General features: G+C 60.3%; 18 protein-coding genes. 11 read left to right on the forward strand and 7 right to left on the reverse strand.

What is annotated here, in order from left to right:
- Positions 1 to 199: 199 nt before the first annotated feature.
- Together SC318_RS05740 and SC318_RS05745 are read right to left on the reverse strand one after the other, a co-directional pair.
- Complete coding sequence (locus SC318_RS05740; protein WP_320427579.1) at positions 200 to 1,132, reverse strand: IS110 family transposase; 933 nt, start codon at positions 1,130 to 1,132, stop codon at positions 200 to 202.
- Between the two features lie 420 nt (positions 1,133 to 1,552).
- Positions 1,553 to 2,686, reverse strand: a complete 1,134-nt coding sequence (locus SC318_RS05745) for an OpgC family protein (protein WP_320429996.1) — start codon at positions 2,684 to 2,686, stop codon at positions 1,553 to 1,555.
- 224 nt (positions 2,687 to 2,910) lie between these two features.
- On the opposite strand from SC318_RS05745, the gene SC318_RS05750 reads away from it, so the two are divergent.
- Genes SC318_RS05750 through SC318_RS05760 form a run of 3 tightly spaced genes read left to right on the forward strand, consistent with a single transcriptional unit; the run spans position 2,911 to position 5,830 of the window.
- Complete coding sequence (locus tag SC318_RS05750; RefSeq protein ID WP_320429997.1) at positions 2,911 to 3,285, forward strand: GtrA family protein; 375 nt, start codon at positions 2,911 to 2,913, stop codon at positions 3,283 to 3,285.
- Positions 3,282 to 4,244 carry a glycosyltransferase family 2 protein gene (locus tag SC318_RS05755; RefSeq protein WP_320429998.1) on the forward strand — a complete coding sequence of 321 codons (963 nt, stop codon included), beginning with the start codon at positions 3,282 to 3,284 and terminating at the stop codon, positions 4,242 to 4,244. Before SC318_RS05750 ends, SC318_RS05755 begins: the two co-directional genes overlap by 4 nt.
- Positions 4,241 to 5,830: a glycosyltransferase family 39 protein gene (locus SC318_RS05760; RefSeq protein WP_320429999.1), complete on the forward strand. Its 1,590-nt coding sequence runs from the start codon at positions 4,241 to 4,243 to the stop codon at positions 5,828 to 5,830. Before SC318_RS05755 ends, SC318_RS05760 begins: the two co-directional genes overlap by 4 nt.
- Here SC318_RS05760 and SC318_RS05765 read toward each other — a convergent pair.
- The 4 genes from SC318_RS05765 to SC318_RS05780 all read right to left on the reverse strand — a co-directional run bounded on the left by SC318_RS05765 (position 5,827) and on the right by SC318_RS05780 (position 11,776).
- Complete coding sequence (locus SC318_RS05765) at positions 5,827 to 7,446, reverse strand: FMN-binding glutamate synthase family protein (protein ID WP_320430000.1); 1,620 nt, start codon at positions 7,444 to 7,446, stop codon at positions 5,827 to 5,829. The genes SC318_RS05760 and SC318_RS05765 overlap by 4 nt on opposite strands.
- Positions 7,447 to 7,608: 162 nt before the next feature.
- Positions 7,609 to 8,988: an ATP-binding protein gene (locus SC318_RS05770; RefSeq protein WP_320430001.1), complete on the reverse strand. Its 1,380-nt coding sequence runs from the start codon at positions 8,986 to 8,988 to the stop codon at positions 7,609 to 7,611.
- Positions 8,985 to 10,811 (reverse strand): DAHL domain-containing sensor histidine kinase, encoded by a 1,827-nt coding sequence (locus SC318_RS05775; protein ID WP_320430002.1) that lies wholly within the window; start codon positions 10,809 to 10,811, stop codon positions 8,985 to 8,987. Before SC318_RS05775 ends, SC318_RS05770 begins: the two co-directional genes overlap by 4 nt.
- Positions 10,808 to 11,776: a cytochrome-c peroxidase gene (locus SC318_RS05780; protein WP_320430003.1), complete on the reverse strand. Its 969-nt coding sequence runs from the start codon at positions 11,774 to 11,776 to the stop codon at positions 10,808 to 10,810. The genes SC318_RS05775 and SC318_RS05780 overlap by 4 nt, the downstream gene beginning before the upstream one ends.
- Before the next feature lie 246 nt (positions 11,777 to 12,022).
- Here SC318_RS05780 and SC318_RS05785 point away from each other — a divergent pair, with 246 nt between their 5' ends.
- From SC318_RS05785 to SC318_RS05795, 3 genes are read left to right on the forward strand one after another with little or no spacing between them, the layout of a single operon-like run.
- Complete coding sequence (locus SC318_RS05785) at positions 12,023 to 13,336, forward strand: response regulator c-di-GMP phosphodiesterase, NosR family (protein ID WP_320430004.1); 1,314 nt, start codon at positions 12,023 to 12,025, stop codon at positions 13,334 to 13,336.
- On the forward strand, positions 13,333 to 13,746 hold the full coding sequence (locus SC318_RS05790) for an NUDIX hydrolase (RefSeq protein ID WP_320430005.1): 414 nt from the start codon (positions 13,333 to 13,335) through the stop codon (positions 13,744 to 13,746). Before SC318_RS05785 ends, SC318_RS05790 begins: the two co-directional genes overlap by 4 nt.
- Positions 13,743 to 14,249, forward strand: a complete 507-nt coding sequence (locus tag SC318_RS05795) for a GNAT family N-acetyltransferase (RefSeq protein WP_320430006.1) — start codon at positions 13,743 to 13,745, stop codon at positions 14,247 to 14,249. The genes SC318_RS05790 and SC318_RS05795 overlap by 4 nt, the downstream gene beginning before the upstream one ends.
- 143 nt (positions 14,250 to 14,392) lie before the next feature.
- On the opposite strand, the gene metR is transcribed toward SC318_RS05795, so the two are convergent.
- Positions 14,393 to 15,310, reverse strand: a complete 918-nt coding sequence (metR, locus tag SC318_RS05800) for a transcriptional regulator MetR (RefSeq protein WP_124385336.1) — start codon at positions 15,308 to 15,310, stop codon at positions 14,393 to 14,395.
- Between the two features lie 182 nt (positions 15,311 to 15,492).
- Between metR and SC318_RS05805 the strand changes: the two genes are divergently transcribed.
- The 5 genes from SC318_RS05805 to SC318_RS05825 all read left to right on the forward strand — a co-directional run bounded on the left by SC318_RS05805 (position 15,493) and on the right by SC318_RS05825 (position 19,136).
- A complete protein-coding gene (locus SC318_RS05805) occupies positions 15,493 to 16,512 on the forward strand; it encodes an alpha/beta fold hydrolase (protein ID WP_320430007.1) in 1,020 nt (339 codons plus the stop codon).
- A gap of 56 nt (positions 16,513 to 16,568) precedes the next feature.
- The gene (locus tag SC318_RS05810; RefSeq protein WP_320430008.1) at positions 16,569 to 17,222 is read left to right on the forward strand and encodes a DsbA family oxidoreductase; all 654 of its coding nucleotides are present in this window, start codon (positions 16,569 to 16,571) and stop codon (positions 17,220 to 17,222) included.
- Positions 17,223 to 17,437: 215 nt separating this feature from the next.
- On the forward strand, positions 17,438 to 18,358 hold the full coding sequence (locus tag SC318_RS05815) for an arginase family protein (RefSeq protein ID WP_320430009.1): 921 nt from the start codon (positions 17,438 to 17,440) through the stop codon (positions 18,356 to 18,358).
- A complete protein-coding gene (locus SC318_RS05820; protein ID WP_320430010.1) occupies positions 18,355 to 18,735 on the forward strand; it encodes a DMT family transporter in 381 nt (126 codons plus the stop codon). Before SC318_RS05815 ends, SC318_RS05820 begins: the two co-directional genes overlap by 4 nt.
- Entirely contained in the window at positions 18,732 to 19,136 is a 405-nt protein-coding gene (locus tag SC318_RS05825) for a DMT family transporter (protein WP_320430011.1), read from the forward strand. Before SC318_RS05820 ends, SC318_RS05825 begins: the two co-directional genes overlap by 4 nt.
- The last annotated feature ends 44 nt before the right edge of the window (positions 19,137 to 19,180 follow it).

Raw genomic sequence — 19,180 nt, forward strand, 5'->3', positions numbered from 1 at the left:
TCTCCAGCGACGCTGCGATTTGTGCTGGCGGGACGGATTGGGCGCAGCGCGGTTGCAGCCTTGTCCTTATCGAACAAGCAGCGCAAAACCAATGTGGGAGCAACTGTCTTATTGGATTCAATTCAGAAGTCATTTTCATAGGCAGCAAAGCTCCCACAGCTTAGGCCGTGCAATGCTGAAGGAAATTGCTGCTACCGAGCTAATCGGTGCGCTCTTTCCATTCAGTGCGGTCACGCAGCATCGCGTTCAGACGTACCAACAAAACGCGCATACAGGCGATCAACGCGACTTTGGCGCATTTCCCTTTATCACGTAGCGCCTTATATCGAGTCCCGAATTCTGGCTGGTCACGGATAACCACCCAACAGGCCATGTAAAGTGAGCGACGGGCTGAAAACCTTCCGCCACTAATATGGCGTGCACCTTTATGCCTTCCGCTGTCGTTGTTGTACGGAGCGAGGCCCGCTAGTGCCGCGATAGGGCGCCCTCCAATCTCTCCCAGCTCAGGCAGGTAAGCCATAAGACTGGTGGCAGTAACCAGCCCGATTCCTTTGACTGAACACAGTCGAGCCACCTTTTCGCTATCTAACTCGTTCGCACTTTGACGAATCAGTTGATCTATCGCCTCCACTGCCACGGTCAAATAGTCGATATGGTTCTGTAATGCAGGCTTTACCGCATCGCAGGAAGCTGTTTTCAGGCGTCGTCTGTCGTCATCTCTTTGCTGAACAAAATGCTCCCGCTGCTGGACCAACGCGCGCAGCTTATCGTGCTCCGGGCTTGTAACTCGGGCGCTTGGCGAGTCTAGAACAGCTGCATAGTGCGCAAGAGACTTTGCGTCTATCGGGTCGGTTTTGGCTTGTTTGCCCATCGCCCTGGAAAAACTCTTGGCTCGGTGCGGATTGATGCAGATGACATCAAGGCCCGCAGCCTGAAGCGCCTTCATGACTTTGCGCTCATAACCGCCAGTAGCCTCCAATACCACGCGACCAACCTGGTGAAGCAATAGCCACCCAATCAACCCAGGGAAATCTTCTTCGGCGTTAGCGCAATTTACCCCAACGTCAACCTGATTAACTCGAGCCTCAAGGCTGTCCTTGGAAACATCAATACCTGCTGGATAGGAAAACATAGCCAAATCCTCTTACACTTAATGTGAGAGCGCTCTGGCTTGGCCCACGCTTGTAACTGTTCGAGGTGGGCTCGTTCAACTGTTCGGGCTCATGTCCAGAGCGGAGAGGTGAGTAGCAGCGTGGGCTCCCACACGTGCTTTAAGCACTCGGGGCATTCAGCTTGCTACTCACCGCTCTCACCCTCAGTCTAATCCTGGCTCAAGACACAAGGGGGCTTGCCCCCGATGCAGTGTGTCAGCCAGATAATGTGCAGCTGACACACCGCCATCGGGGGCAAGCCCCCTCCCACATTTTAGATCCCTAGCGACGCTGCGATTTGTGCTGGCGGGAAGGATTGGGCGCAGCGAGGTTGCAGCCTTGTCCTGATTGAACAAGCAGCGCAAAACCAATGTGGAAGGGCTTGCCCCCTCCACATGGCACTAACCATGTGCGGGGGACTGGGACGCAATGGCCCTGCGCTGATCCAACTGCTTGTTGAACTCCAGCCACGCCGCAAAAAAGGCCATCACAACGGCCCCCACCAGCGCGGTGACTATCTGCATGGCGACGGTGTCACCGGTCAGTGCATTGGCCATGTCCGCCAGCGGCGCCAGCACGACGCCCAGGCAAAAGACTTCCAGGGAGTAGCGTCCCATCCGCCCCAGTTGCCGCGCCAGCCAGTGTTGCGTCCAGCCAACACCGGGGAGCAGTTTTGCCGTGACATAGGCCAGGGCCAGAAAGTGCAGCAAGCGCACCGGCGACAGGTCGGTCTTGCTGATGGGGTACAACCATTCACCAATCAGGCTCGGCATCCACGCATCGTGCACCTCGGGCCAGCGCCACGACAGTGTGATCACGCAGGCCGTCACCCCATAAACCGCAGCCGCCATGAACAGCGGTTGACGCAACACCGGCCGCTGCTCAGCCGGGCGCGCCGAACGCAAGGCCGCTGCGCCGCCAAGGATAAACAGGCACTGCCAGGTCACCGGGTTGAAGTACCAGACCCCGCCGTTGCTGGCCGACAAGTTCCAGCCTTGCCAGGGCGCGAGCAGGTAGACCGCCACGGAAATGGCCACCGCGAGCCTCGGCACACGCAGCAGCAACGGCAGCGTGAGCGGCAGGCTGAGAATCAGCACGATATACAGCGGCAGTGGGTCGGTCAGGTTGGGCTTGAACCGCAGCAGCAACTCATCGACCAAGGCCTGCTGGGTATTGTTGAGGAAATGCTCCAGGCCCATTTCCTGCACCAGATCGCGGGTTTCGATATGGCTGTTGGCGAAAATCACAATGCCCATCAACAGCGCCAGCAGGAAAATGTGCACCACATAGAGCGTCCATACCCGGCGCAGTATCTTCAAACAGGCATAAAGATAGCCGTCACGCTGCAGGATCTTGCCGTACGCCAGCACCGCCGCGTAACCGGCCAGGAATACGAAGATTTCGGCGGCATCACTGAACCCGAAGTTCTGCACGGTGATATTGGCCAGGGGGTTGTGGGGGACGTGATCCCAGAAAATGAAGATCAACGCCAGGCCCCGAAAAAAATCGATGCGTGGGTCGCGTCCGTTCAGCATGGCAGCGGGCTCTTGAACAAGTTGTTGATTGAAGGTTGGCGAGCGCGCGCGTTGTCGTACGCCGCACATCGGGCGGGCGCAGGTTGGCGGTATTTGTAAGCGATTGCAAAAGGCTGGGTATTACCGAATGTCTCAGTCGTGGGTGGGGCTACCTGTTAGTTCTGACAGTAGACGCTGCAGGCGGGTCGTGGCTTGCTTAGGGGGCAACCGCAAAGGACGATGGTATGGCCCAATTATGGAAAGGTTTTACCCGTTACACAGTGATTGGTGCCGCCAATACGGTGATTCATTGGCAGCTGTTTTTCGTACTCCGAGCAGCCTTTGAGTTGAGCCAGGCGTTGAGTAATTTGCTGGCGTTCTGCGCGGCGGCGTCTTTCTCTTTTTATATGAATGCCCTCTTCACGTTTGCCATGCCAGCCTCCTTCGGCCGCTACCTGCTGTTCATGGGCTGCATGGGCGGGTTGAGCCTGGGGGTGGGGGCGCTGGGCGATTATTTGCGCATGCCGGGAATCATCACCGTAGTGGTGTTTTCGCTGGTCAGCCTGGTGTGCGGTTTTCTGCTATCCCGGTGGGTGGTGTTTGCCGAGCGTAGCCAATGAGGATCTCGCTGGTGGTGCCTCTGTTCAATGAGGAACAGACCGTAGCCGGGTTTTATCGCGCGGTTCGGCAAGAGCCATCGTTGCAAACCCATACCGTTGAGATTGTGTTCATCAACGATGGCAGCACCGACGGCACCGCCAAGGCCGTCGAAACGCTGGTGTTGGCCGACCGCGACGTGATCCTGATCAACTTCTCACGCAATTTCGGTAAGGAAGCTGCCTTGTTCGCCGGGTTGGAGTACGCAACAGGTGACGCGGTTGTGCCTATGGATGTGGACTTGCAAGACCCGGTGGATGTCATTCCGCACCTGATTACCGAATGGCAGGAGGGCGCCGACGTGGTGCTCGCCAAGCGGCGTGACCGCTCCAGCGACGGCTACCTCAAGCGCCACAGTGCGGCGTTGTTCTACCGTCTGCTCAACCTTATCGCCTACACCCATATTGAAGAAAACGTCGGTGACTTCCGGTTGATGGACCGCAAGGTCGTGGAGGTGATCAAGGCACTGCCGGAACAGCAACTTTTCATGAAAGGCGTGTTGTCGTGGGCAGGGTTTACTGTTGCCATCGTCGAATATGACCGTGCCCCTCGAACGGCGGGGCAGAGCAAGTTCAATGGCTGGAAATTATGGAACCTGGCGTTGGATGGCATCACTTCGTTCAGTACGTTGCCATTGCGGTTGTGGAGTTATATCGGCGGGTGTATTTCGCTGTTGGCGTTGCTGTACGCCGGGTATTTGATCGTGGACAAAGTGTTGTTTGGTAATGACGTGCCAGGGTACCCGTCGTTAATGACGGCGATTTTATTTTTGGGTGGGGTACAGCTGGTTGGGATTGGGATATTGGGAGAGTATGTGGGGCGCATTTATATGGAAGCGAAGCACCGGCCGAAGTATGTGGTTAGAGATGTAATACGCAAAGGCGCTCGGGTAAATAAGCAAGGCAAGGAGTGCCCGCAATGAAAGCAATCAGATTCAATGGAACGGCTTGGATTATTAGCTGGCTGTTTATAATCGGCTTGGCCACGGCTATTCGTTTTTACCGATTGAGCGATCCCTCTGTCTGGGCTGACGAAGCTTTCAGCGTTCTTCTAAGTCGTCACTCGCCTGCTTTTATCTGGGTTCATACTGCCTTTGATGTGCATCCGCCTTTTTACTATGAGCTGCTCCATTACTGGATGATGCTCTGGGGGGACAGCCCTTTTGCTGTTAGATCCATGAGTGCTGTTATGGGTGTGGTGGGGGTCGCGTTGGGTATTTGGCTTACCGAGCTGGCGGCGAACCGCAAAGCTGCTGTTTGGGCGGGCGTGATGCTGGCCATACTACCCATTACTGTGCGTTACAGCCAAGAAGCGCGCATGTATGCATTGATGGCGTCGCTAATGTTCGCTTCGACAATTGCACTGTTCTGTTGGGTTAGACAGCCGAGCAAATATCGATTTTTAGTGGTGTATGTATTGCTGATGAGTGCAGGTTTTTATACGCATTACTTCAGTGCAATTTGTGTTGTAGCGCATTGGTGCTATATGGGGCTGTTGGGCGCGCGCGGTATTTACACGCCTGTCTTGATACGCCGGTTAGCTTGGTGGTTAGCGAATGTTGCCATCATTGTCGCTTATTCGCCTTGGCTCTATACGTTATGGGACAGGCTCAGCGCCCGCGATGTAGTTAATCAAACGGGCTCGATGGGCTGGATAGCGGGTGTGACGCTTGGCACATTGCCGTCAGCTCACTGGAGAACCTTGATGGCAGCGAACGGCAAAGCTCTATTTGAGTCGCTATATCTTGGAGTGCCTGCGGTCATGTTTATTCTGGCTATCGGTTTGGTGCTGAAGGACCGTAGCCGATATCAATTCCCCTCTGCGTTGATTATCTATACGTATGTGCCACTTGTGTTGGTTTTCCTACTCTCCCTGGTAAAACCAATGTTCATGGAGCGTTATCTGTTTTTTTCGCTAATGGCGTTACCCATCGTAATTGTGCTTTTGTTGGAAAGTGTGCCTTATAAGGCGTTGAAGTGGGGGGCTCTGCTGTTGTTCATTGCGCTGGAGTGCGTTGGGCTACGCACCGTTTACATTCAGCGTGAAGATCTTGATGGGAATCGCAACCGCCAGGCCTTGCCCTTTGACGAAATGGCAACTTATGTTGCCCAATCTTCAATGCCGGGCGACCGTATGGTGGTTGAGGACGGTCTCTGGTATTTCAGTGTCCTTTATTACAATGAGTTGCCTTCCTTGCCGCAGTTGCATCGAGGTATAGACTCAGGCTTAGGTTCTTCTACTATTCTCATGCCGTCGGCGGCTCAAGTGTATCTCAGTGATATGGCTTTTATTCCTGAAGGTAACTGCCGTGTTTGGTGGTTGGGTCGTAGAGGAGGAAGCACAGTGTTTCCAGATAGTTGGCAGCAACTGTCCGAACGGCCTATGGGAACCATGGACCTGCGCCTGTTCCAGACAGCACCTGACCCAAAGGGAGCTGTCTGTCCTCCTCCGGAAGCCAGCAACGACTTGGCCCTGCAGAATCGAGTAAAAAAAATCATGTCTGATTAAGCTACAGAAGCCTCATGCGCCTCAAAACTATCCGCCCGCGCCATCTGCCACATGCGCGAATAGAACTCGCCATTCACCTCACCAGTAAGCAACTCGCCCGGCTTGAGGAACACATGCAACTGCGAGAACAGCTTGATCTCGGTCGCCGACATGCGTCGCACCAGGTGCTTGGCCGACAGCTGCGACGGATGATCCAGCCCGGCGGCGGCGAGCATTTCCGCCAGGGCGTGGAGGGTGTTGCGGTGGAAGTTGAACACGCGTTGGGCTTTATCCGGCACCACCAGCGCACGTTGGCGCAGTGGGTCCTGCGTGGCGACGCCGGTCGGGCATTTGTTGGTGTGGCATGACTGCGACTGAATGCAGCCGATGGCAAACATAAAACCGCGTGCCGAGTTGGCCCAGTCGGCACCGATGGCCAGCACGCTGGCGATGTCGAAGGCGCTGACGATCTTGCCGCTGGCGCCGAGCTTGATCTTGTCGCGCAGGTTCAGGCCCACCAGGGTGTTGTGCACGAACAGCAAGCCTTCACGCAGCGGCACGCCGATGTGGTCGGTGAACTCCACCGGTGCGGCGCCGGTACCGCCTTCCTTGCCGTCAACCACGATAAAGTCGGGAAGGATGCCGGTTTCGAGCATGGCCTTGGCAATACCCATGAACTCCCACGGGTGGCCCAGGCAGAACTTGAAACCCACCGGTTTGCCGCCGGACAACTCGCGCAGTTGGGCGATGAACTGCATCATTTCGATCGGCGTGGAAAATGCGCTGTGGCGTGACGGCGAGATGCAGTCTTCACCCATCATGATGCCGCGGGTGTCGGCGATTTCCCGGGTGACTTTATGCTTGGGCAGGATCCCGCCATGGCCGGGTTTGGCGCCCTGGCTCATCTTGATTTCGATCATGCGCACTTGCGGGTTTTGCGCTTGCGTGGCGAAGCGTTCCGGGTCGAAGCGGCCGTCACTGGTGCGGCAGCCGAAGTAACCGCTGCCCAGTTCCCAGGTGAGGTCGCCGCCGTTTTCGCGGTGGTAGGGGCTGATGCTGCCCTCGCCGGTGTCATGGGCGAAATTACCGAGCTTGGCGCCCTGGTTCAGCGCGCGGATAGCGTTGGCGCTCAGCGAGCCGAAACTCATCGCCGAGATATTGAACACCGAGGCCGAGTACGGCTGTGTGCACTGCGGGCCGCCGACCATCACGCGGAACGCGCTGGGGTCGCTCAACGGAGCGGGCCGCATGGAGTGGCCAATGAACTCGAAGCCCGACTGGTAGACGTCGATCAAGGTACCGAAGGGCTTGTCGGCGGTTTCGTTCTTGGCGCGCGAATACACCAGCGAACGCTGGGCCCGGGAGAAGGGCAGGGCATCGCTGTCGGATTCGAGCAGGTACTGGCGGATTTCCGGGCGGATGGCTTCCACCAGATAACGGATATTGCCCAGGATCGGGTAGTTGCGGCGCACAGCGTGGGGGCTTTGCAGCAGGTCGAAGATGCCGATCAGGCTGAGGATGCCGGTGACCAGGGTGATGGGCCACAGCCATTCGTGTTGGATAAAGGGCAGGCTGGCGAAGGTGAACAGGATGCAGACGGCAAAGAACGCGTAACGGCTTAGTAACGACAGGCTCATACGGTTTTCCTTGGTTCGGACTCTCGAGGTCGATCCGCCATTCTGCGCCTGTACGCAAACACGGGACAAGGAGCGAAGGCTCTGGGACGTGATTTGCACAGGCACAGGTGGTGGAACCGATCAGCGAAAGGCGGCCGCTGGTGTGCAGGACGCCGGCCGGCCCTACGCCGCCGTCTGCCGTATCGGCAGCACCACCCGAAACGTCGTTCCTTTGCCCAGCTCACTGCTCACCGAGATAGCCCCCCGGTGTTTTTTGACGATGCCGTAGGACAATGACAGCCCCAGGCCCGTGCCTTCGCCCACCGGCTTGGTGGTGAAGAACGGGTCGAAGATCTTCTGCACGGCTTCGGGGGCTATTCCGCAGCCGTTGTCCGCCACTTCCAGCCAGATGTTCTCGCCGTCCACGCCGTTGCTGATGGTGATGGTGCCGCGCTCCGGCCCCATGGCCTGGGCGGCGTTGATCACCAGGTTCATCACCACCTGGTTGAGCTGCGAGGCCAGGCATTCGATGTCCGGCAGCGGTGTGTAGTGCTTGACCACATCGGCCTTGTACTTGAGTTCGCTGGCGACGATGTTGAGCGTTGAGTCGATGCCCTGTTGCAGGTTGGCGAACTGCCAGGTCTGGTCGTTATCCACCCGCGAGAAGTTTTTCAGGTCCTTGACGATCTGCACCACGCGGCCAATGCCGTCCTTGGACTCGCGGATCAGCACCGGAATGTCTTCCTTGAGAAACTCCAGTTCCAGCTCTGTGCGCAGCGCCTTGAGGCGGTCGCGCTGGTCCTGCGCAGGAATCGACGCTTCGCTGTGCTGATAAGCCTCCAGCATCTGTTGCAGCTGGTTGAAGTAGCCGTCGAGGGTGCTGAGGTTGGATGAAATGAAGCCCACCGGGTTGTTGATCTCGTGGGCGACGCCGGCCGCGAGTTGCCCCAGTGAAGCGAGCTTCTCCGACTGCACCAACTGGCTTTCCAGGTGCTTGCGCTCGTTGATCTCCAGTTGCAACGCCTGGGTGCGTTGTTCCACCAGTTGTTCCAGATGCAAGGTCTGCAGGGACGCACGCCGCGCCATGTCCCATTTGTTGGACAGGGTGTTGGCCATTTGCTGGACTTCGATGTTGTCGAACGGTTTCTTCAGGATCAGCAGGCGGTCATGGCCATGCAGGCGAGACAGCAGGTCGTCCCAGGAATAATCCGAGTAGGCGGTACACACCACCACTTGCAGCTCAGGCGCGACCCTCCACAATTGCTCGATGGTTTTCGCGCCGTCCCAGCCCTGGGGCATGCGCATGTCCACGAACGCCAGGGCGTAGGGGCGTTGCTCCGCCATGGCAGCGCGCAGCAAGCTCAGGCCTTCTTCGCCGCCGTAGGCGCTGTGCAGCTCGAACGCCTGGGCCTGCGGGGTGGCGCTTTCGCCAAACAGCGCCGCCTCCATCTCGTCCAGCGCTTGGTTGGTTTGCGCGCTGGGCATGAGGATCTTGCGAAAGTCCTCGTGGATGGAGGGTGTGTCATCGATCAGCAGAATGCGCCGGTTGGGAGGCTGGTTCATGAGGTACTTCCGGCAAGGGTCAGGGGAATCGTCAGGGTAAATACCGCGCCAAGGCCCGGCCCGTCGCTGTGCGCAGTGAGCCGGCCATGCATTTGCACGGCGGCCAGGGCGCAGCTGTGCAGGCCGAAGCCGTGGCCTTCCTTGCGGGTGGTAAAGCCGTGGGTGAAGATCCGCGTCATGTTCTCGGCCGGTATGCCTTCGCCATCGTCCTTCACACTGATCTTAAGCATATCGTCACCGGTGCGCTCCACGGTCAGGGTGATCTGCCGCGCCTGCTCGGAAAGCGCGGACATGGCGTACTTGGCGTTGCTGATCAGGTTGACCATGATCAGCAGGAGCCGGTGTTTGTCTCCCAGCATCTGCGGCACCGGCGCGTATTGCTTGACCACCGTGACGTGGTGACGACTCAGCGCGCCGGCGTTCATGCGCAAGGCATCGTCGATCAAAGCGCCGATTTCCAGGGGTTCCAGCAGGGTGGAAGCGCCGGCATAGGATTGCTGGGTCGAGACAATGTCCTTGATGTGGTCGACGCTTTTGTGCAGTTGCGCCAGCTCGTCGCTCATGCCTTGCTGCTCGATGGCAATCGCGTCCACCAGCTGGTTCAGGTAGCCCGGCAGCAATTTGCCTTTTTCATCCTCGGTGAGAAAGGTGCCCAGGTCGCCCGGATGCGCGTTGATCAATTGCATGGCTTTGCCCAGGCCCAGGGCCTTGCTGCTGCGCAGTGTGCGGCTGACCAGGTCGGCGGAGATATTCACGCTGTTGAGCACGTTGCCGACATTGTGCAGCACGTTGGTGGCGATCTCCGCCATGCCCGCCTGACGGGCGCTGTCCAGCAGCTCGCTCTGGGCATCCTTGAGTTGTTGCGTGCGCCGCTCCACCCGTTGCTCCAGGGTTTCGTTGGCCGACTGCAAGGCGCGATTGACGCGGTTGATCTCGGCGAAACTGCGCAGCAGGCGCACTGCCAGATAGAGCAGCAGCGCCACCAGCAATGTCGAGAACACCAGCAGGTAGCGGTGGTATTGATGATCGACGAGGTCGGCGGCCTGCTGGTCCTGATCAAGGTGGGTGGTCAGCGCATCGAGGCGCTCGGCCACGGGCACGGCGGCAATCCGTTCGAGCAAACTGTTGACCAAGGGCTGTTCGCGCAGGATCAGCGAGATATGGTTGCTGAGGATATCCACCGGCGCCTGGAACTCCGCAGGCAGGCTCTGCTGGTTGATCGCCAGTTTGCCCAGGCCCACCAGAATATCGGCGGCGCGCTCGTCGCTGGTGACCTGGGCGAACTCCAGGCTGCTGAGCAGCAGGTCGTAGGTGTCGGTGGCCACGCTCTGCAGTTGCAGGCGGCCTTCATCGTCGATGCTGTTGAAGTGGGCCTGGATGTCATCTTCGGCGGTCGGCAGGAATGCCAGTGAGTTACGCAGCACGGCGTTGTGGGATTTGAACTGGTCCACCAGCCGGGCCTTTTCCTGGATGGCCGTCCGATACGCCGCCAGGCTGGCTTGCCAGGCCGGCTGATCGGCATCGCTGTGGTAGGCGCTGCGGCTCTCCAGTTCGGCCCCGATCCGGGTCATTTCCGTCAGCGGCGTGACCAGCGGATCGTAGTTATGGGTAATCGCGATCCGCGCCTTGAGCACTTCGCTGTCCCATTGCGCATTGAGCTGCTGGAGCTGGCGCAGCAGGTCCCGCGACTGGGTATAGGTGGCCGTTTGGTCGCGAGAAGACTTGAGGTATAAAAACACCAGCGTAGAGGCCAGAAACAGCGTCATCAGGCCAAGCAGCACTTGGCTGGCGCGGCGGCGGTCCAGGCGTGACAGGCTGTTCATAGCGGCTTGCCCGCCCATTCGCCGGTCAGGGTCTTGAGAAACTGGATAATCAGCTCCTTGTCTTCCGGGGTCGGATTACGCCCCAGTTGGTACTTGAACATCACATCGACCGCTTCTTCCAGAGTCCTGGCCGAGGCGTCATGAAAGTACGGCGCGGTGACCGCCACATTGCGCAGGCTGGGCACCTTGAACACATGGCGGTCCTCGTCGTCCTTGGTCAGCAGGTAGCGTCCAAGGTCTGACTCCAGCGGATTGCCGCGCGCCTGGAAGTAGTCGCCCATCACGCCGAATTTTTGAAACATGTTGCCGCCGATATTCACGCCCTGGTGGCAGGCGATGCAGCCGTAATCCTTGAAACGCTGGTAGCCGTACTTTTCCTGGGTGGTCAGTATCTCGGTGTTGCCTTGCAAATACTGATCGAACCGCGAATTGGGCGTGAGCAGCGTGCGTTCGTAAGTCGCCAGCGCGTTCTGCACGTTGGCGGCGTTGAGGCCGTCGGGGTACGCCTGGCGGAAGGCGTTCTGGTAGGCGGGCAGGGCGGACAGGTTCTGCACCACGGTTTTCCAGTCACTGCCCATTTCCGCGGGGCTGGTCACCACCTGTTCAACCTGCGCTTGCAGCGTATCCACCCGACCATTCCAGAATTGCTTGAAGTTCAGGCTGGCGTTGAACACGGTAGGCGTGTTGAGCGTCACCGGTTTACCGTCAACGCCCATCGAGAACGGCTGGTTGTCGGCACCACCGGATGCCAGGCGATGGCAGCTGGCGCAGGACAGGCTGTTATTGGCCGATAAGCGCGGCTCGTTGAACAATTGGCGGCCCAACTCGACCTTGGCCGGGTCCAGCGTCGGTACCGGCGGCAGGGGTTTGAGCGCTTCGTTCAGCGGCGCGGCGGCCAGCGGCGCGCCGATGCCCAGGCACAAGGCGAAAATAAAACCGGAACAGGCAGTTGAAACAGGGCTCAAGCGAGCACTCCTTGCGGCTTGGGGGTTATGGATCTGGCACCGGTGTCGCGCAACCCACGGGCAGCAACTCCCTTCATTGGCGCCACAACAAAGCTGGCTGAAGGTGCGATGACAGCATAGCCGAGCTCTCTTGATATCGACGGCCAGTTGGCGTCAAATCAACAGCGTTTTCGCGTTGTCGGCCCGGATCGGCACGGCAGCGGTTCAATTGAGTTTAACGTTGTTTAATGTGAAGGCAGAGTCGCCATGGATGAACCACTCGCTATGAAGTCCGCTGTTCTGCTGGTCGACGACGAAGAGTCGATCCTCAACAGCCTGCGCCGCCTGTTGCGCAGCCAGCCTTACGAGGTGGTGTTGGCCACCAGTGGCGCCCAGGCGCTTGAGATCATGGCAACCCGCCCGATTGACCTTGTGATGAGCGATGCGCGCATGCCCGGCATGGACGGGGCCACGCTGCTGGCCGAGGTCCACCGCCTTTACCCCACCACCAGCCGCATCCTGCTCACCGGTTACGCCGACCTGACCACCATCATCAAGGCGATCAATGACGGGCAGATCCATCGCTACATCAGCAAGCCCTGGAACGACGAAGAGTTGCAGCTGGTCCTGCAGCAAACCCTCGAACATCAGCGGCTCGAACGCCTGACCCTTGAGCAGAACGACCAGCTCAAAGCGCTGAACGCTACCTTGGAAAAACGCGTGACGGCGCGTACCGCTGAACTGCAGCAGACCGCCGACATGCTCGACCTGGCCTACGACGAGCTCAAGCGCAGCTACGTGACCGGCACCGAAGTGTTTTCGCTGCTGGCCAACCTGCGCCTGCCCAAGGACAAGCAGACCAACCGCGCGTTGATCGAATTGATCCGCGTGTACTGCGCCGCCCAGACCATGGACGAAGCCAGCACCCGCGACCTGACCATGGCCGCCGCGCTGTACAACATCGGCAAACTGAGCTGGACCGACAGCATGATGGTTGCGCCGTCCGACAAGCTGCACAGCACCGACCGCGCGCTGTATCGCGAATACCCGACCCAGAGCGAGTCGCTGTTGATGACCCTGGAGCCGATGAAGGACGCGGCGCGGATCATCCGTCACCACCAGGAGCGCTGGGACGGCTCGGGGTTTCCCGACCACCTCAAGGCCGATGCGATCCCGCCGGGTTCGCGCCTGCTGAAACTGGCCGTGGATTTCATCGAACTGCAAAAGGGCTTGATCCTGGAGCGGCACCTGAACAGCGATGAAGCCTTGCTGTATATCCGCAAATACGCCGGGCGCCTGTATGACCCGGAACTGGTCGAGGATTTCGTGCAGGCCTGCGCCACCTTCCTAAGTGATGTGACCCTGGGCGACCCCACGGTCAAGGTCCTCACCACCCGCGAACTTGAAGCCGGCATGGTCCTGGCGCGCAACCTCAACGCCGACAACGGCATGCTTTTGCTCAACGCGGGCAAGGTGCTGAACCTGCCGCTGGTGGACAAGCTGATCGCGTTCGAGGCAATGGAAGGGGCAAAATACAGCGTGTTCATCAAGCAACCCGACGAGATAACGATTCCCACATGAGCCATTCAACTATCCGCATCGCCGCCGCCGTCCTGATCGATAAAGACGGCCAAACCCTGCTGGTGCGCAAGCGCGGGACCCAGGCGTTCATGCAACCGGGCGGCAAGATCGATGCGGGCGAACAACCCGTCGAGGCGCTGGCCCGCGAGCTGTATGAGGAGCTGAACCTGCGCATCGACCCCTCGCAAGCGGTGTACCTCGGCCGGTTCTCGGCGCCCGCCGCCAACGAGCCGGGGTTTACCGTACAGGCCGACATGTTCCAGCTGCACATCGGCGTGGCGGTCACTGCGGCGGCTGAAATCGAAGAAATACGCTGGATCGACCCGATGGGCGACGGCGGCCTGCACCTGGCACCGCTGAGCCGCGATCAGATCCTGCCGTTCTACCGCGCTTCGCTGGCCCCCGCATGACCCTCCGCCCGCTCACTGCCGGCGATGCGCAGGCTTATCGGGCCTTGATGCTTGAGGCTTACGGCGCCTATCCCCAGGCATTTACCTCCAGCGTGGCCGAGCGTGCAGCGCTGGCGTTGAGCTGGTGGCAAAAGCGCCTCGACCACCCGCTCGATTGCGTGCTGGGCGGTTTTGACGGGGAGCGGCTGGCGGGCATTGTCGGCCTGGCCTACGAGCCTCGGGAAAAGGCGCGGCACAAGGTGACCCTGTTCGGCATGTATGTGACCCAGGCCTATCAGCACCGGGGATTGGGCCGCAGGCTGGTGGAGGCGGCGCTGGAGGAAGCCCGTCGGCAACCGCAGCTGAAACTGATTCAACTGACCGTCACCGCCGGCAATGACGCGGCGTTGACGCTTTACCAGCGGTGCGGCTTCGTTCAGTACGGCCTTGAGCCGTTGGCGGTGCGGGTCGGCGTCGAGTATTTCGACAAGATTCATATGTGGCGGGAATTGAAAGGCCAGTGATCGATCGTTCCCACGCTCTGCGTGGGAATACAGCCCGTGACGCTCTGCGTCACCCGTGCGCAGTGCTGAGAATGGGGTGGTTGGCGCGACGCGGAGCGTCGCAGGAGGCGTTTCCCACGCAGAGCGTGGGAACGATCGACTGTTCAGCGCACCGCACTGACCCCATCCAGGGTGGAAAACGAGGTGTCCTTGGCCGTCAGCAGAAAATCACGCATATACGGCGCATCGAGCATATCCGCGCGAATGCCGGCATACAGCGTGGCGAACAAGCCTTTTTCCCCCAGCCGCTTGGCCTTCACATAGCCGCGTGAGCTGTACTCGTGCAGCGCCCAGTGGGGCATGCCGCACACGCCACGGCCGCTGGCCACCAGCTGCATCATCATTACCGTGAGTTCCGACGTGCGCACCTGTGCGGGTTCCACGTCGGCGGGCTCCAGGAAGCGGGTGAAGATGTCCAGGCGATCGCGCTCCACCGGGTAGGTAATCAGCGTTTCCGTCAGCAGGTCTTCCGGCACGATGTACGACTTGTTCGCCAGCGGGTGCTGGTTGGCCACGGCGAGCATGGCTTCGTAGGTGAACAGCGGCACATAGGTGATACCCGGCAGCTCCAGCGGGTCGGAGGTGACCACCAGGTCGAGGTCGCCGCGGGCCAGGGCCGGCAGCGGCGCGAAGGCAAAGCCCGAGGCCAGGTCGAGTTCGACTTCGGGCCAGGCATCGCGGAACTGGTCGATGGTCGGCATCAGCCACTGGAAGCAACTGTGGCATTCGATAGCCATGTGCAGGCGCCCGGCGGTGCCGCCGGCCAAGCGCGCAATGTCGCGCTCGGCGCCGCGCAGCAAGGGCAGGGTGGCGTCCGCCAGTTGCAGCAGGCGCAGGCCGGCGCTGGTGAAACGCACCGGTTTGGTCTTGCGCACGAACAGCGGCATGCCCAGGCGCTCTTCCAGTTCCTTGAACTGGTGCGACAGCGCGGACTGGGTCAGGTGCAGGCGCTCGGCCGCCTCCACCAGGCTGTCGGCTTCGCGCAGGGCGTGCAGGGTCTTGAGGTGGCGGATTTCGAGCACGGGCTCTCCATGAGGGCAATTTGTGACTAAGCGGGATGGCGTGAGTTTGTCTCATGTTGCAGCGTGTGTCGATCAAGACCGCCCGGCACTCTTCATCAAACTGTCATCGAACTGTGGCAGCGCGCTTGAACAAACTTCATCAGACTCGCGCTCTACTGGGGTTCTGCGTTTCGGTGTTTTTCATGCGTGTGTTGCTTTTAATGGCCGCTCTGTTGTTCGGCCTGCCGTGTCTTGCGGCTTCTCGATGTGACGTCAATGTCCCGACTCAAACGGTCGACCTGGCTCAGGTGAGCATCGCCTACCAGAGTATCGGGCGTGCGTCCGACCCGGCCTTGCTGCTGGTGATGGGCCTGGGCGGGCAGTTGATCCACTGGCCTGACGAAGTGGTGGTCGCCCTGTGCCAGCAGGGTTTCCGGGTGATCCGCTACGACAACCGTGATGTGGGTCTGTCCACCTGGCGCCAGGCGCCGGCCAGCGCCAACCTGACCTTCGAAGTGCTGCGCTACAAGCTCGGCCTGCCGGTGGCGGCGCCCTATACGCTGACCGACATGGCCGACGATGCCCTGGGTCTGATGGATGCCTTGCAGGTGCAGCAATTTCACGTACTGGGCGCGAGCATGGGCGGCATGATCGCCCAGCACCTGGCGGCGATGGCGCCGCAGCGGGTGGAAAGCCTGACCCTGATCATGACCAGCTCCGGCGCCGAAGGCCTGCCCGCGCCGAATGCAGCGCTGGTGCAGTTGCTGTCGCGGCGCAGCGCACCCAATCGCGAAGTGGCGCTGGAACAGCAAGCCGATTTGCTCGCCGCGCTGGGCAGCCCGAATGTGCAGGATGATCGCCAGGCGCTGCTGCAGCAGGCGGCGCAGTCCTATGACCGCGCGTTCAACCCCGAAGGCGTCAAGCGCCAGATCATGGCGATCCTCGCCGAACCGAGCCGCGTGCCGTTGCTCAACCAACTGCGGGTGCCCACCTTGGTGGTTCATGGCACTGCCGATCCGTTGCTGCCGGTGATGCATGGCGTTCACCTGGCCGCGCATATCCAGGGCAGCCAGTTGAAATTGATTCCGGGCCTGGCCCACCGTTTTCAGGAGGCCTTCAAGGCGCCGTTGCTGGCGGCGGTGCTGCCTTACCTGCAAGCCCATCGCCAAGATAGCGCGCACTGGGCGCAGATCGACTTGGGCGAGCCTTCGAAGCTGCTGTGAAGGTGGTGTATCGTGTGACTTTTGCGGCGCATTAATGCCAGCGAGGTGGCCTGCCCATGAGTACTCCCCTGAAAATCGATTTCATCAGCGACGTCTCTTGCCCCTGGTGCATCATCGGCCTGCGCGGCCTGACCGAAGCCCTCGACCAGTTGGGTCCTGAGGTGCAGGCCGAGATTCATTTCCAGCCCTTCGAGCTGAACCCGAACATGCCCGCCGAGGGGCAGAACATCGTCGAACACATCACCGAAAAATACGGCTCCACCGCGCAAGAATCCCAGGCCAACCGCGAGCGCATCCGCGACATGGGCGCCGCGCTGGGCTTTGCCTTTCGCACTGACGGTCAGAGCCGCATCTACAACACCTTCGATGCCCACCGCCTGTTGCATTGGGCCGGGCTGGAAGGCTTGCAATACAACCTCAAGGAGGCGCTGTTCAAGGCCTATTTCAGCGACGGCCAGGACCCCTCCGACCACGCGACCCTGGCGATCATCGCCGAAAGTGTTGGGCTGGACCTCAAGCGCGCCGCCGAGATACTCGCCAGCGACGAGTACGCCGCTGACGTGCGCGAGCAGGAGCAACTGTGGATCAGCCGTGGCGTAACCTCGGTGCCAACCATCGTGTTCAACGACCAGTACGCGGTCAGTGGTGGCCAGCCGGCCGAAGCCTTTGTGGGCGCGATTCGCCAGATCATCGAAGAAGCCAAAAAATAACGCCAGGCACACAGCACAATGTGGGAGGGGGCTTGCCCCCGATGGCGGCAGGTCAGTCAACCATGCAGTGACTGAAACACCGCTATCGGGGGCAAGCCCCCTCCCACATTGGTGTTGTGTACGTCTCAAGATACCCCTGGCCCGCCCCTTGCATTGACCCCCTAAAGCCCCGCCGGTCTGCGGCTGGGCGCTGCCATTAGGGGTGAAACACGACCTTGAACATTCTTGACCTCGACCACAGCCTCACCGGCCAGGCGCCGATCGCCCAGCGGTTGGCCAGCGGCCGGGCCACGCGCCTCGATCTGCTGGACCTGGGCCCGAAACTGCGCCTGTGGTCCACCGAAAAAACCTGGAAACGTTTCGTCGAGCGCCTGGCCCAGCGGCCACGGCCCAGCGATGCGCGCCCGGAAATCCTGTTCGTCGGCTCCGGTGACTATCACCACCTTACGCCGGCATTCCTCGCCGACCTCAAGGAACCCATCAGCCTGATCCACTTCGATAACCACCCCGACTGGGTGCGCTTTGCGCCCAAGCGACACTGTGGTTCCTGGGTCAATCGCGCGCTGAAAATGCCAGCGATCAAACGCATCGTCACCCTCGGCCCCTGCAGTGACGACCTGCATAACCCGCAACTGCGCGGCGGCAACCTCGGCGCCCTCAAGCGCGGCACGTTGCAGCTGTTCCCCTGGCAGCACCCGCCCTCGAAAGTCTGGGGCCGGGTCGGCGACGGCGCCGGGCACTGGCAGCAGGAAAATCACCTGCACTGGCGCAACCTGGCGGAACTGGACTGGGCGGCCTTTCTTGACCAGATGATCGCCAGCCTGCCCACCGAAGCGGTCTGGATCACCGTCGACAAGGACGTGCTCGCCAGCGAAGACGCGGCCACCAATTGGGACCAGGGTGGTATGCGCCTGAGCCACCTTCTCCAGGCGTTGAGGGCGTTGGCGGCGCACAAACGCATCATCGGTATCGACGTGTGCGGCGAGTTCGCAGCGCCTGCGTTCAGCAACGCCTTCAAGCGCTGGGAAGCCAAGTCCGACCAGCCCCCGCCCGAGCGTTGGAGTGCCCAGGACCTGCAGCGCAATGCGGCGACCAATGCCGCCCTGATCGACCTGTTCGAGGAGTTGTTTCCGTGACCCTGACCGTGGTGTTGTTGCTGGCGTTTTCCATCGTCCTCGATGTGATCGGCCAGCTGTGTTTCAAGCTGGGCGTGGACCGTTTGCCGCAACTCGATGGCGGTTTTCGCCTGCGCGCATTCTGGGGCCAGGTGCTCAATGCTCCGCTGTTGTGGGCCGGCGTCGGCGCTTATGCCGTCGAATTTTTCGTGTGGCTCGAAGCGTTGTCCCGCGCACCGTTGAGCCTGTTATTTCCGCTGGCGGCGTTGGCTTATTGCCTGGTGGTACTGGCGGGCCGATGGGTGCTCAACGAAACCGTCAGCCGACGCCGTTGGTTGGGCACGCTGGTGATTACCTTGGGTGTGATGTTGGTGGCGATTGCGGGGAACCCGGTATGAGTACGCAAACTATCGATACGGGCTGGTTGCATGGGCGCCTTGGCACCCTGGTGCTGTGGGCGCTGCTGATTGCCACGGAAAGTGCCGGGCAGTTGTTTACCAAAGTGGCCGGTGACCAGTTGGGGCAGATGGATTTCACCTGGCAGTGGCTGGCGGATGTTGCGCGCAACCCCGGGATTCTGGCGGCGATTGCCAGTTATATCAGCGCGTTCTTTGTGTGGATGCTGATCCTGCGGCGGAGCAGTTTGTCGTTGGCCTTCCCGCTGAGTTCGCTGGTGTTCGTGGCGGTGCTGCTGGGATCTTGGTTGGGACTGGGGGAACACATCAGCCCGCTGCACTGGGTGGGGGTTGGGGTGATCATTGCCGGTATCGCCCTGCTGGCCGAGGGCGAAGAAAACTGAGTGAGCCGGGGGACGGGCTCGGTTCAGAAATGTGGGAGGGGGCT

It is taken from the genome of Pseudomonas sp. MUP55, from assembly GCF_034043515.1.
Classification (GTDB): domain Bacteria; phylum Pseudomonadota; class Gammaproteobacteria; order Pseudomonadales; family Pseudomonadaceae; genus Aquipseudomonas.

What these genes read in the sequence shown, in the direction of transcription:
- SC318_RS05795 (WP_320430006.1), top strand. Translation starts at nt 13,743, where the DNA reads ATGACCCTCCGCCCGCTCACTGCCGGCGATGCGCAGGCTTATCGGGCC.
- SC318_RS05810 (WP_320430008.1), top strand. Translation starts at nt 16,569, where the DNA reads ATGAGTACTCCCCTGAAAATCGATTTCATCAGCGACGTCTCTTGCCCC.
- SC318_RS05770 (WP_320430001.1), bottom strand. Translation starts at nt 8,988, where the DNA reads ATGAACCAGCCTCCCAACCGGCGCATTCTGCTGATCGATGACACACCC.
- SC318_RS05765 (WP_320430000.1), bottom strand. Translation starts at nt 7,446, where the DNA reads ATGAGCCTGTCGTTACTAAGCCGTTACGCGTTCTTTGCCGTCTGCATC.
- SC318_RS05775 (WP_320430002.1), bottom strand. Translation starts at nt 10,811, where the DNA reads ATGAACAGCCTGTCACGCCTGGACCGCCGCCGCGCCAGCCAAGTGCTG.
- SC318_RS05740 (WP_320427579.1), bottom strand. Translation starts at nt 1,132, where the DNA reads ATGTTTTCCTATCCAGCAGGTATTGATGTTTCCAAGGACAGCCTTGAG.
- SC318_RS05790 (WP_320430005.1), top strand. Translation starts at nt 13,333, where the DNA reads ATGAGCCATTCAACTATCCGCATCGCCGCCGCCGTCCTGATCGATAAA.
- SC318_RS05760 (WP_320429999.1), top strand. Translation starts at nt 4,241, where the DNA reads ATGAAAGCAATCAGATTCAATGGAACGGCTTGGATTATTAGCTGGCTG.
- SC318_RS05825 (WP_320430011.1), top strand. Translation starts at nt 18,732, where the DNA reads ATGAGTACGCAAACTATCGATACGGGCTGGTTGCATGGGCGCCTTGGC.
- SC318_RS05745 (WP_320429996.1), bottom strand. Translation starts at nt 2,686, where the DNA reads ATGCTGAACGGACGCGACCCACGCATCGATTTTTTTCGGGGCCTGGCG.
- SC318_RS05785 (WP_320430004.1), top strand. Translation starts at nt 12,023, where the DNA reads ATGGATGAACCACTCGCTATGAAGTCCGCTGTTCTGCTGGTCGACGAC.
- SC318_RS05805 (WP_320430007.1), top strand. Translation starts at nt 15,493, where the DNA reads ATGCGTGTGTTGCTTTTAATGGCCGCTCTGTTGTTCGGCCTGCCGTGT.
- SC318_RS05755 (WP_320429998.1), top strand. Translation starts at nt 3,282, where the DNA reads ATGAGGATCTCGCTGGTGGTGCCTCTGTTCAATGAGGAACAGACCGTA.
- SC318_RS05750 (WP_320429997.1), top strand. Translation starts at nt 2,911, where the DNA reads ATGGCCCAATTATGGAAAGGTTTTACCCGTTACACAGTGATTGGTGCC.